The organism is Reella acinonychis (genome assembly GCF_052828705.1).
This window is the reverse complement of record NZ_CM128256.1, coordinates 818035-829897: the sequence shown is the minus strand read 5'-3', so window position 1 is coordinate 829897 and position 11863 is coordinate 818035. Positions and strand designations below refer to the sequence as shown.

General features: G+C 37.2%; 12 protein-coding genes. 6 read left to right on the top strand and 6 right to left on the bottom strand.

Annotated elements, in window-relative coordinates; all coding sequences use genetic code 11:
• Positions 1 to 95: 95 nt before the first annotated feature.
• The 3 genes from thrB to sodC all read right to left on the bottom strand — a co-directional run bounded on the left by thrB (position 96) and on the right by sodC (position 4358).
• Positions 96 to 1040 carry a homoserine kinase gene (gene thrB, locus ACUXZ4_RS04035; RefSeq protein WP_464973758.1) on the bottom strand — a complete coding sequence of 315 codons (945 nt, stop codon included), beginning with the start codon at positions 1038 to 1040 and terminating at the stop codon, positions 96 to 98.
• A 9-nt stretch (positions 1041 to 1049) separates the two neighbouring features.
• Positions 1050 to 3500: a bifunctional aspartate kinase/homoserine dehydrogenase I gene (thrA, locus tag ACUXZ4_RS04030; protein WP_464973757.1), complete on the bottom strand. Its 2451-nt coding sequence runs from the start codon at positions 3498 to 3500 to the stop codon at positions 1050 to 1052.
• A gap of 294 nt (positions 3501 to 3794) precedes the next feature.
• Positions 3795 to 4358: a superoxide dismutase [Cu-Zn] SodC gene (gene sodC / locus ACUXZ4_RS04025; protein ID WP_464973756.1), complete on the bottom strand. Its 564-nt coding sequence runs from the start codon at positions 4356 to 4358 to the stop codon at positions 3795 to 3797.
• 87 nt (positions 4359 to 4445) lie between these two features.
• Between sodC and ACUXZ4_RS04020 the strand changes: the two genes are divergently transcribed.
• From ACUXZ4_RS04020 to rapZ, 6 genes are all read left to right on the top strand, one after another.
• A complete protein-coding gene (locus ACUXZ4_RS04020) occupies positions 4446 to 5150 on the top strand; it encodes a YggS family pyridoxal phosphate-dependent enzyme (RefSeq protein WP_464973755.1) in 705 nt (234 codons plus the stop codon).
• A 68-nt stretch (positions 5151 to 5218) separates the two neighbouring features.
• Positions 5219 to 5803 (top strand): LPS export ABC transporter periplasmic protein LptC, encoded by a 585-nt coding sequence (lptC, locus tag ACUXZ4_RS04015; protein ID WP_464973754.1) that lies wholly within the window; start codon positions 5219 to 5221, stop codon positions 5801 to 5803.
• The gene (gene lptA / locus ACUXZ4_RS04010; protein ID WP_464973753.1) at positions 5778 to 6299 is read left to right on the top strand and encodes a lipopolysaccharide transport periplasmic protein LptA; all 522 of its coding nucleotides are present in this window, start codon (positions 5778 to 5780) and stop codon (positions 6297 to 6299) included. The genes lptC and lptA overlap by 26 nt, the downstream gene beginning before the upstream one ends.
• A 14-nt stretch (positions 6300 to 6313) precedes the next feature.
• Positions 6314 to 7039, top strand: a complete 726-nt coding sequence (gene lptB / locus ACUXZ4_RS04005; RefSeq protein WP_464973752.1) for an LPS export ABC transporter ATP-binding protein — start codon at positions 6314 to 6316, stop codon at positions 7037 to 7039.
• Positions 7040 to 7056: 17 nt separating this feature from the next.
• Positions 7057 to 7560, top strand: coding sequence for a PTS sugar transporter subunit IIA (locus ACUXZ4_RS04000; protein ID WP_464973751.1), 504 nt, complete (start codon positions 7057 to 7059; stop codon positions 7558 to 7560).
• A 14-nt stretch (positions 7561 to 7574) separates the two neighbouring features.
• Entirely contained in the window at positions 7575 to 8432 is an 858-nt protein-coding gene (gene rapZ, locus ACUXZ4_RS03995; protein WP_464973750.1) for an RNase adapter RapZ, read from the top strand.
• A gap of 57 nt (positions 8433 to 8489) precedes the next feature.
• Here the strand turns inward: rapZ and ACUXZ4_RS03990 are convergent, their stop codons facing one another.
• The 3 genes from ACUXZ4_RS03990 to lpxC form a co-directional block, all read right to left on the bottom strand.
• Positions 8490 to 9650: a chorismate mutase gene (locus tag ACUXZ4_RS03990; protein ID WP_464973749.1), complete on the bottom strand. Its 1161-nt coding sequence runs from the start codon at positions 9648 to 9650 to the stop codon at positions 8490 to 8492.
• Between the two features lie 41 nt (positions 9651 to 9691).
• Positions 9692 to 10846 (bottom strand): iron-containing alcohol dehydrogenase, encoded by a 1155-nt coding sequence (locus ACUXZ4_RS03985; RefSeq protein WP_464973988.1) that lies wholly within the window; start codon positions 10844 to 10846, stop codon positions 9692 to 9694.
• 68 nt (positions 10847 to 10914) lie between these two features.
• Positions 10915 to 11832, bottom strand: a complete 918-nt coding sequence (gene lpxC, locus ACUXZ4_RS03980) for a UDP-3-O-acyl-N-acetylglucosamine deacetylase (protein WP_464973748.1) — start codon at positions 11830 to 11832, stop codon at positions 10915 to 10917.
• Positions 11833 to 11863: the final 31 nt, after the last annotated feature.

The following is an 11863-nucleotide window of genomic DNA, read 5'->3' as shown; positions in this document are numbered from 1 at the left end:
CAAATTCATTTCTATCATTCCACAGATTGAAATCGCCTTACATAATCCGTTCTAGTGTTTATATTCAAAAAAGTGCGGTCAATTTTTTGAACATTTTACGCAATCTCCCTTGCCCCTGCATTATCCACTCGACAAATATGCACAAAACCTTCGTTATTTTGTAAATAATGTGCTTCCAAATAGTTGGCAATTTTGGTTGCGGTTTGTAAATCTGCCGCAATGCTAAACATGGTTGGTCCTGAACCAGAAATACCGCTAGCTAAAGCACCTAAATCGCGCGTCGCTTGTTTGACTTCAGCAAAATTTGGCAATAAAGTGGCTCGATAAGGTTCCGCAATCACATCTTTCATCATCAACGCAGCAAGTACATCTTGCCCTGTGTGACAAGCATGAACAAAGCTGCCTAAATGACGCCCATGAGAAATCATATCTTGTCTAGTATAGCTTTTTGGCAAAATCGCGCGTGCTTCGGCAGTGGAGACTTCAATCCCCGGATAAGCAAGCACCCAGTACCAATGATCAAAGAATGGTAATGTTTGACTGATATTTCCCAAACTCTCTACCATTAATTGCACGCCGCCTAAATAGCAAGGCGCAACATTATCATAATGAATGGAGCCAGAAATACGACCTTCTAATTCCCCCATCATTTCCAATAATTCCATTTTAGAGAAAGGATCATTATGAAAACGATTGAGAGCCACCAATGCAGCTACAATAGAACAAGCGCTTGAGCCAAGCCCTGAACCTATTGGCATATTTTTTTCTAAGGTTAAACGTAGCGGTTTAACCGTAACGCCACGCAATTTTACTCGTTCACTAAAAAGAACATAGGCTTGATAAACGATATTCTTTTGCGGTTCTTTGGGTAATTTACGCACAAAATAACCCGCACTTTCTAGCTCAAAACCCTGTTCAATTTCTTCAATTTGAACGACATCGCCTAATAAAGATCCATCAATGGGGGATATTGCCGCCCCCAATGTATCAAAACCTACGCTAATATTTGCACTTGATGCTGGTGCATAAATTCTTAACATAATTTATCCTTAAGCTTTTAGCGTTCTCAGAATATCAGCAAAAATACCTGCCGCAGTTACTGCGTTACCTGCGCCATAGCCACGAAGTAATAACGGAATCGGTTGATAATAACGCGTATAGAAGGCTAAAGCATTTTCACCATTTTTCACTTTATACAATGGATCATCTGCATCCACTTCAAAAATGGAAACGGAGCATTTATCGCCCTCAATTTGTCCAACATAGCGTAACACTTTACCTTCGGATTTTGCTTTTTCTACACGTGCGCTAAATTCTGCGTCTAATGATGGCAATATTGCCATAAATTCATCCGCATTTTTACCTTCACTGAAACCTTTTGGTAAAACGCTATCAACTTCAATATTTTCAAGTTCCAAATCCAATCCTGTTTCACGTGCAAGGATTAATAATTTACGCGCAACATCCGTACCAGACAGATCATCACGAGGATCTGGCTCAGTGAAGCCTTTTTCACGTGCAAGTGCGGTGGCTTCTGATAAAGTATAACCTTCTTCTAACTTACCAAAAATAAATGATAACGAACCCGATAAAATACCATTGAATTTCACCACATCATCGCCTGCTGCAAGTAAATTTTGTAAATTTTCAATCACTGGTAAGCCTGCGCCTACATTAGTATCATAAAGGAATTTACGTTGGTTCTTACGTGCATTCTCGCGCAATACATTGTAATAATCCATTTCACGTGTATTCGCTTTCTTATTTGGTGTCACAACATGGAAACCTTCTTTTAATGCTCTTGCATATAAGGCAGGCACGCTTTCCGAGGAAGTACAGTCAACAAAAACAGGATTCACCACATGGTGTAATTTAATAAATGACAATAACACATCAAAATCTGATGGCTGCATTGCATTATCTAAATCCTCTTGCCAATTCTCTAAATTGAGACCATTTTCATTTAATAACATTTTGTTGGAATTCGCTAATGCACAAACGCGGATTTCAATGTCCTTCTTTGCCAAATAGTCGCGTTGGCGTTTAATTTGCTCAATTAATTCGCCACCTACACCGCCGACACCGACAAGAAACATATCAACGACTTTTTTGTTATTAAATAATGCTTGGTGTGTTGCTTTTACTGCTTCAATTGCTTTATTTAAAGGTACAACAGCTGAAATTGAACGTTCTGATGACCCCTGAGCAATTGCCACAATACTGATATTCGCATTTGCTAATGCAGAGAAGAAGCTAGCCGCGATCCCTTTTGATTGTTTCATGCCATCCCCAACAACAGAGATGATTGATAAATCGCCTGCTACCTCAATAGGATCAAGATCTTTCGCTGCAAGTTCATGGGCAAATTCAACTTCTAACGCAGATTTTGCTTTATCGACTGCTTTAGTTGGTACACAGAAACTAATACTATATTCAGAAGATGATTGGGTGATTAAAATAACGGACACACCCGCTTTTGACATAGTTGAGAAAACACGAGCAGCCATACCAACCATGCCTTGCATACCTGGACCTGATACGTTGAACATCGCCACATTATCTAAGTTAGTAATCCCTTTAACTTCTAAACCTTCGCTTGCACGTTCGTTACCATCAATAACAGAACCTGGCGCAGATGGATTGCCCGTATTTTTGATTAAACAAGGAATTTTTGGTTCAACTAATGGACCAATTGTACGAGGATGGATGACTTTCGCACCGAAATAAGAAAGTTCCATTGCTTCACGATAAGAAAGACTAGAAAGTAAACGCGCATCTGGCACTAAACGTGGATCACAAGTGAAAACACCATCCACATCAGTCCAAATTTCACACACATTAGCTTTTAAACAAGCTGCTAAGCAAGCTGCAGAATAATCTGAACCATTACGCCCTAAAAGCACCAACTCACCTTTTTCATTACCTGCTGTAAAGCCTGCCATTAGTACCACATTTTTGGTTGGAATAGATTTAGCATCCACACGTTTTGTTGATTCTTCAATATCGACGCTGCTTTCTAAATAAGAACCATGTGCTAATAATTTTTCTACTGGATTGATAACAGTTACATCATAACCACAAGCCTCAAACCAAGCTTTCATCATTGCAATTGATAATTTCTCACCACGACAATCAATCGTTGCTTTAACCGCATCTTCTACTTTACCTGCTTGACGAATCTGCTCAACTAATTGCTTAATTTGTGCAAATTCCGCATCAATTAATGCTTTAGTATTTTCTAAATCAAACTGATTATTTTTAGCATGCAATCCATTGATAATATTATAGAAAATATCAAGTGCTTCGGTGAAATGGGATTCGGTAGGTTGGTTAAGCGTCGCTTTTTCAGATAATGCAACTAAGTGGTTGGTGATTTTTGCAGGAGCAGAAAGAACGCCTGCGGCTTGTTCTTCTAAATGGGCTTTTTCGATAAGCTCCGCAGCCTGTAAAAATCGCTCTGGGTTTGCTAATGATGTGCCACCAAACTTGAGTACTCGCATAGAATTTCCTTATGTATATATGTTGTGAATATTTAAAATAAAAAAAAGACTACAAAAAAACCCGCACTTTATTTGAAAGTTGCGGGTTTTACCGAATTTGATTACGCACTAACCCGCCCCATTAATCATCATAATGGTGGTGGTCATAATAATGAAAGTGCGGTTCATTTTCATAAAATATTTCCTTCGTGAGAATGACTGTTAGAAATACCGAAATTTAATGGGATTGTCAAATAGAAAATAAAAAAATAAGCAAGAATTTTTCAATTCTTGCTTATCCTTTATCAATTCCAATTATTTAATTACGCCACAAGCCATTCTTGCACCGCCACCACCTAATTTGGCTGGATGATCTGAATGGTTATCTCCACCGGCATGAATCATTAAAGCATGTCCTTTCACTTCATCTAAGGATTTCAAACGAGGTGCCAATACAGGATTTGCAGCTTTTCCTTCAGCATCAACATATAATGCTGGCAAATCACCTAAATGAGCATCATCAGACCATGGAAAACCATGCGCTTCCGCTTTATTTGGGTTCCAATGCCCACCAGCAGCCAAACCAGCAACTAATTTGCCCTCTTTTTCTTTTGCATCACAGCTTGCATTTTCATGAATATGGAAACCATGTAACCCTGCAGTAAGCCCTGTTAATTCAGGTGTAAAGACTAAACCATATTTAGATTCAGTAATATAAACATGACCAACAGCAGTATTACCTTTTACAGGATCTAATAATTCAACTGCCACTTCTAATCCTTCCATTTTATGTTTGTCAGCATGAGAATGCCCATGTTCATGCGCAAAAGCAGAAACAGAAACGGCAGCTAAAGTGAATGCTAATAATGCTTTTTTCATAAATTTACCTACTCGCGAAAGTGTAATTAAGATAGAATGTGTTCTAACTTGTAGAACATTTCCCAATATAAAGACAAACCAGCGAATATGCAAATAAAAAACAATTTAACCCAAATTCATCAACAAATTGAACAAGCTTGTTCACAAGCGGAACGTGATAAAAGTGCGGTCAAATTATTAGCCGTTTCTAAAACCAAACCTGTTGAAGCAATTTTTGAAGCATACCAAGCGGGGCAATGCGCATTTGGCGAAAATTATGTGCAAGAAGGTGTGGAAAAAATTGATTATTTCAACCAACAAGGTATCCAACTAGAATGGCATTTTATTGGTCCATTACAATCCAATAAAAGTCGTTTAGTGGCCGAAAATTTCGATTGGATGCAAACCCTTGATCGTCAAAAAATTGCTGACCGTCTGAATGAGCAACGCCCACAAAACAAAGCACCACTGAATGTATTAATTCAAATTAATATCAGTGATGAACAAAGTAAATCAGGGATTAAACCTGAGGAAATGCTAGCATTAGCAAAACACATTGAAAATCTACCGCACTTGTGTTTGCGAGGCTTAATGGCAATTCCTGCACCAACGGAAAATACGGAACAACAAAAAGCTGTTTTTGACAAAATGTATGCGCTATTTTGCCAATTACAACAAGTACTCCCGTCACAGAAAATTGATACACTTTCAATGGGAATGTCTGATGATCTCAATGCTGCTATTTGTAGTGGTTCAACAATGGTGCGTATTGGTACGGCTATTTTTGGCCAACGAGATTATTCAAATCAATAAATATAAGCATTTAACAAATGCTGTGTTATAATTTCCACGTTTAACTTTAAAGAGCATTGAACAAATACATGAATATTCGTTGGACAGTTATTCTCTCCGTAATTGCGTTGGTATTATTAGGTTGGTTTTATTCGTTAAATCAATCAGATACAGGTCTGAGTGGTTTAATTAAAAAAGAAGAAAGCCCTGAATATATTGGCAAGCAAATGAAAACTATCGTGTATTCTCCGACTGGTGCCAAACAATATGTTGCCCATTCGCCCAAAGTAGAATATTTCGAAAACGATGGTCATACTAACTTTGAGTCGCCGTTGGTATATCTTTTTGATATAGAAAACGCAAAAACACAGCAAAAAGAAAGCTGGAAAATCAGCGCGAACAAAGCGACATTAACCAAAAATAATATGTTGTATTTAGAAGGAAATGTATTACTGCAAAGTTTATTGCCATTATCTAAATTACAACGTGTTGAAACAGAAAATGCCGTTGTTAATTTAACTACTCAGGATATTAGTTCTGATACACAAGTTAAAATTAATGGACAAAATTTTACTTCCACAGGGTTAAAATTAACCGGTAACTTACAACAACAGATTGCAACATTAAAAGAACAGGTAAAAACCTATTATGAAATCAACAAAGCAAATAACTAAAACTGCGGTAGTTTTAACCACACTTATGCTAACCTCTTTTTCTACTTTTGCTTTAAAAAGTGATACAAATCAACCGATTAATATCGTTTCTGATAATCAATCACTGGATATGGAAAACAGCGTTGTGACATTTACAGATAATGTGGTGATTACACAGGGTTCGATTTTAATCAAAGCAAGTAAAGTGGTGATTACTCGCCCACCTGAAAATTCAAATAAGAAAGAAACTGTTGAGGCTTTTGGTAGCCCAGTGACTTTCCATCAATTACTTGATGATGGCAAACCAGTTGATGGCAAAGCCAGTAAAGTACATTACGATTTAGGCGCTGAATTTTTAACCTTGACAGGTAATGCTGAACTGAAACAGCTCGACAGTAAAATTAATGGCGAACGCATTACTTACGATGTAAAAAAACAGCAATTGAAAGCAAATGGTTCAACAAAATCACGCGTAAAAACCGTACTTATTCCTAACCAACTTAATAAAAAGAAATAATAAGGTAACAAAACATGCCTATTTTATATGCTGAGAATTTAGCAAAAAGCTATAAAAGCAGAAAAGTAGTATCTGATGTCAGTTTTACTGTTCATTCGAATGAAATTGTTGGTTTATTAGGTCCCAATGGTGCGGGTAAAACCACTTCATTTTATATGGTAGTTGGTTTGGTTCGACACGACCAAGGCAGAATTTTAATTGATGACGAAGATATTAGCCTATTGCCAATGCATAATCGAGCACAAAAAGGCATTGGTTATTTACCACAAGAAGCCTCTATTTTCCGTCGTTTAAGTGTCTATGATAATTTAATGGCAGTATTGGAAATTCGCAAAGATCTCAATTCTGCACAGCGTCGCGCAAGAGCTGATGAACTCATTGATGAATTTAACATTGGCCATATTCGCAACAGTTTAGGTCAATCGCTGTCTGGTGGAGAACGTCGTCGCGTTGAGATTGCTCGCGCATTAGCCGCTAATCCAAAATTTATTTTATTAGATGAGCCATTTGCAGGCGTTGACCCGATTTCCGTTATTGATATCAAAAAAATCATTACTGATTTACGTGATCGTGGATTAGGTGTGTTAATTACCGACCACAATGTACGTGAAACCCTTGATGTATGCGAACGTGCTTATATTGTAAGTGAAGGACATATTATCGCGACAGGCACACCGAATGAAGTAATGAATAACGATCAGGTTAAACGTGTTTATCTTGGTGAAGAGTTTAAGTTGTAATTAAAGATCACAAAACAATGGCAAAATTTACCGCACTTTTAACCCCAGAATACATTCGTCAAGGTGTAATTTGTTCAAGTAAAAAAGTGGCGCTCGAAATGGCAGGTCGCCTTTTAGCGGAACAAACTCAACAACTTGGTGTTGAGTTTGATGAAGTTGAATGTTTTGAGAGCTTATTTAGCAGAGAAAAACTCGGCTGTACTGCTATTGGTAACGGCGTAGCTATGCCAAGAGCACGTTTGCTCGAAGGGGATAAGCCTGTTGCTGTTTTCTTGCAACTCGCTAATCCCATAGATTATGGTGCGGCGGATAACCGAGAAGTCGATCTCATATTTGCGATTTTAATCCCTGAAAATCTTTGTCAAACTTATTCGCCGATGCTTATTGAACTGAGTGAGCAATTAAAAGATAAAGCACTTGATAAACAGCTCCGAGCTGCACAAAGTGCGGTTGAAATTTGGCAAATTTTTGAATATGCTGACAATCATATTGAAGACAACCCTATTTCTCTAACAGAATAAACGCATTTAATCCTATGGAATTAATCATTATTAGTGGTCGTTCAGGTTCAGGTAAATCTGTTGCATTACGCACCTTAGAAGACATTGGCTATTATTGTGTTGATAACTTGCCAATTGAATTATTACCAGAACTCGCGAATATTCTATCTCAAAGTCAAAAAATGGCAGCAATTAGTGTTGATATCCGTAATCTGCCAACATCTTCTTCCTCTTTGGAACAAATTGTTAATCATCTTTCTGTAGAACATCAGATAAAAATCATTTTCCTCGATACTGAGCGCGCCGCCTTGATCCGTCGTTATAGTGATTCTCGTCGCCCACATCCACTCTCATCTATCCAGGATTTATCCCTTGAAGCCGCCATTGATGCGGAAAGAGATTATCTGGAACCCTTATTCCAACAAGCGAATATTATTTTAGACACCACCGAGTTATCAACTCATGAATTATCAGAGAAATTACGCAATTTCTTACGTGGAAAAGATGATAAAGAACTCAAAATTATTGTGGAATCTTTCGGCTTTAAATATGGCATTCCTCTTGATGCAGACTATGTTTTTGATGTTCGTTTCTTGCCCAATCCACATTGGGATCCAACACTTCGTCCAATGACAGGATTAGACCAACCTGTAATTGAATTTTTAGCACGCCATACTGATGTACATAATTTTATCTATCAAACACGTACCTTTATTGAAAACTGGTTGCCTATGCTAGAAAAAAACAACCGCAGTTATTTAACCATTGCGATTGGTTGTACAGGTGGAAAACATCGCTCTGTTTATATTGCTGAACAAATTGGGCAGTACTTCAAAGACAAAAATAAAAATGTCAGTATTCAACATAAGTCATTGTCTAAACATAAAAAATAGGATGCCATCGCATCCTATTTTTTTACTCAAACTTAATCAAAAATGACCGCACTTTTCTTAAGATACATCAACAGGTTTTACAATCTCACTTGGATAGCAGCCTAACACTTTCAAAAATTCACTATGATTTTTAAGCATTTCCAACGCCTGCTGCGTATTAGGATGATGTATATTCGCCTCAATTTCCAAATAGAACATTTCTTCCCAAGGCTTACCATAAATTGGGCGCGATTCTAATTTTGTCATCTTAATTTGATGTTGTTTAAACACCGTTAAAGCATCCACTAATGCGCCGGCTTGCTGACTGGTTGTCATCAATAAAAGCGTTTTGCTTGCAATTTGAGGTGATACAGAAAGCGGTTCACGCGCAATTACAATAAAACGTGTAATATTATTAGGTTGGTTGGCAATATCTGTTTTTAATACACGTAAACCATATAAATTACCGCCATCTTCGTTGCCTAATGCGGCAATATTTGGTTTATTTAAGCCCGAAACCAACTGCATAGCGTGTGAACTGCTCTCACAATATTCAATGTGTACTCGATTTAACCCTTTGATAAATTGACTACATTGTTGAATCACTTGAGGATGGCTATATAACGTATCGATTTGCGCTAAATCATCCTGATCATTGACCAACACGCAATGTTTAATAGGATAAGCAAGCTCACCAACTAAACATAAATCCGTATGTTGCAATAAATCGTACACTTCATTAATAGAACCAGAAGTGGTATTTTCTAAAGGTAATACACCGAAATCAGCCTCTCCAGATTTAACACGTTCAAAGACTTGCTCAAAAGAGCTGCAACTTAATTCAACCATTTGCTCCTGATAACGCATCGCATAATTACGCGAAGCTAAATGTGAATATGAACCTCTTTTACCTAAAAAAGCAATGTGAATACTTTTCTCACGTTGCTGATTCAACTTTTTCTGCAAGTACACTTGCTGCGTTAATACTGAATCCTCAATAATACGTTGAAATATTTGTGTAATATACTGAGGTTCAAGTTGATAATTTTCATTCTGTGAAAATTGAATCAGTTCTTGTAATAGCTGTAACTCACGCTCCGTATCACGCAGTGGTTTCTTCGTAATTTCTTTACTTCTCGCCACATCAAAAGCTAAACGATGACGCTCTGACAATAGCTTTAATAAACTGCGATCAATTTGCGTTATTTGTTGGCGAATTTCCGTTAAATCCAAAGACATAAATCATCCTAAATAAAAAGTGCGGTCTTTATAATACAAGATTACAGCGCCATTTGTAAAATACGCTCAACCGCTGACACATCAATATCATTACGTTCGCCAATTTTAGTAGGTCTATGTTCTGCAAATTTCTGTAATATCAACGGGAATTGGCTATTATCTAATCCACAATGAGAAAGACGCGTTTTTAAGCCCATTTGCTCAAAGAAACAACGAGTAGCATCAATAGCAAATTGCACAGCCTGTGCATCCTCATTACCAGAATAATGCCATACACGTTTGGCATACTGCACGAGTTTTTCCCATTTTCCTGTTTTTTGATGCTCTAATAATGCAGGGACAACTATAGCTAAGGTTTGTGCATGATCTAAGCCATGAATTGCTGTTAACTCATGGCCAATAGCATGAGAAGCCCAGTCTTCTGGCATTCCCACTGATAAAATATCATTTAATGCCATTGTCGCTGCCCACATCACATTCGCTCGTGCATTATAATTTGTTGGATCAACTAACAATTTCGGACCATCAGCGATAAGTGTTGATAATACACCTTCAGCAAAATAATCTTGGATTTTGCCATCAACAGGATAAGTAAGGTACTGTTCTAAAGTATGAACAAAAGCATCAACAACGCCATTCGCTGTTTGATGAGGTGGTAAAGAATAAGTCGTGGTTGGATCCAAAATAGCAAACTGAGGTTTAACGAATTCTGAGGCCATTGAGATTTTATCTTGCGTAGCACGACGACTGATTACTGCAATCCCATTCATTTCTGATCCTGTTGCAGGCAATGTCATCACACAACCGATAGGAAGTGCGGTGTAAATTTCTGCTTTTTTAGCCATCAGTTCCCAAGGATCATTTGGATAATTTACCGCTGCAGCAATAAACTTACTGCCATCAAGTACAGATCCTCCACCCACAGCAAGAATGAAATCTAACTTTTCTTTCTTCACTTTTTCAACAGCTTTCATTAAGGTTTCATATTCAGGATTAGCTTCAATTCCTACAAATTCAACCACATAATGTTCGCGTAATGCATCAATAACTTGTTGATATACCCCATTTGATTTGATACTACCACCACCATAAGTCAATAGAACCCGAGAGTTTTTCGGTATGGCATGTTCAATTTGAGCAATTTGTCCTTGACCAAAATACACTTTTGTTGGTAAGTGAAAGTAGAAATTATTAATCATATAAACCTCTTATTTAGATAAAAAAAGCTATACTTTGCAGTATAGCTTTTTCTTTATAGACCAAATTAAATTAACACTTGTTGTGTTGCCATATAGCTTTGAGGAACAGTTTGCTTATCTTCAAAGGTCACAAATTCCCAAGATGATTGATTTTCTAACAAGGCACGCAATAGTTTATTATTCAAACCATGACCAGATTTATATGCACTAAACTCACCAATGAGGTTATAGCCACACATAAATAAATCACCAATAGAATCAAGCATTTTATGACGCACTAATTCATTGTTAAAACGTAAGCCATCTTCATTTAATACACGATAATTATCCAATACAATCGCATTATCCAAACTACCACCTAATGCTAAACCTTGGGATTGCAAATATTCAATATCCTTCATAAATGCAAAGGTTCTTGCTCGGCTGATTTGGTGCACAAAATTCTGCGCGGAAAACTCTAAACTATAATAACTTAAGTTTTTAGTAATGGCAGGATGATTAAAATCAATAGTGAAATTTAAACGGAAACCATCATAAGGCGCAATTTCAGCCCATTTATCGCCATCTTCCACGCGAATTTTCTGTTTTACACGAATAAATTTTTTCGATGCATTTTGTTCTTCAATGCCAGCATCTAACAGAAGATACACAAATGGACTTGCACTACCATCCATAATTGGAATTTCAGGCGCATCCACTTCAATAATGAGATTATCAATACCTAATCCTGCTAAAGCTGCATTTAAATGTTCAACAGTAGAAATACGTACGCCATCATCATTTATTAAACAAGTACAAAGCATGGTATCACGCACAGCTTTAGCATCCGCAGGGAAAACTACTGCAGGATTTAAATCTGTACGGCAATAAACAATACCTGTATTAACAGCAGCTGGACGTAAATTAAGGGTTACTTTATTCCCACTATGTAAGCCTACGCCTGTTACTTTAACACTTTGTTTTAACGTTCTTTGTTTAATCATAATTTGTCTCAACTTTATAAACTTAAGTTGT

What these genes read in the sequence shown, in the direction of transcription:
- thrB (WP_464973758.1), bottom strand. Translation starts at nt 1,040, where the DNA reads ATGTTAAGAATTTATGCACCAGCATCAAGTGCAAATATTAGCGTAGGT.
- thrA (WP_464973757.1), bottom strand. Translation starts at nt 3,500, where the DNA reads ATGCGAGTACTCAAGTTTGGTGGCACATCATTAGCAAACCCAGAGCGA.
- sodC (WP_464973756.1), bottom strand. Translation starts at nt 4,358, where the DNA reads ATGAAAAAAGCATTATTAGCATTCACTTTAGCTGCCGTTTCTGTTTCT.
- ACUXZ4_RS04020 (WP_464973755.1), top strand. Translation starts at nt 4,446, where the DNA reads ATGCAAATAAAAAACAATTTAACCCAAATTCATCAACAAATTGAACAA.
- lptC (WP_464973754.1), top strand. Translation starts at nt 5,219, where the DNA reads ATGAATATTCGTTGGACAGTTATTCTCTCCGTAATTGCGTTGGTATTA.
- lptA (WP_464973753.1), top strand. Translation starts at nt 5,778, where the DNA reads ATGAAATCAACAAAGCAAATAACTAAAACTGCGGTAGTTTTAACCACA.
- lptB (WP_464973752.1), top strand. Translation starts at nt 6,314, where the DNA reads ATGCCTATTTTATATGCTGAGAATTTAGCAAAAAGCTATAAAAGCAGA.
- ACUXZ4_RS04000 (WP_464973751.1), top strand. Translation starts at nt 7,057, where the DNA reads ATGGCAAAATTTACCGCACTTTTAACCCCAGAATACATTCGTCAAGGT.
- rapZ (WP_464973750.1), top strand. Translation starts at nt 7,575, where the DNA reads ATGGAATTAATCATTATTAGTGGTCGTTCAGGTTCAGGTAAATCTGTT.
- ACUXZ4_RS03990 (WP_464973749.1), bottom strand. Translation starts at nt 9,650, where the DNA reads ATGTCTTTGGATTTAACGGAAATTCGCCAACAAATAACGCAAATTGAT.
- lpxC (WP_464973748.1), bottom strand. Translation starts at nt 11,832, where the DNA reads ATGATTAAACAAAGAACGTTAAAACAAAGTGTTAAAGTAACAGGCGTA.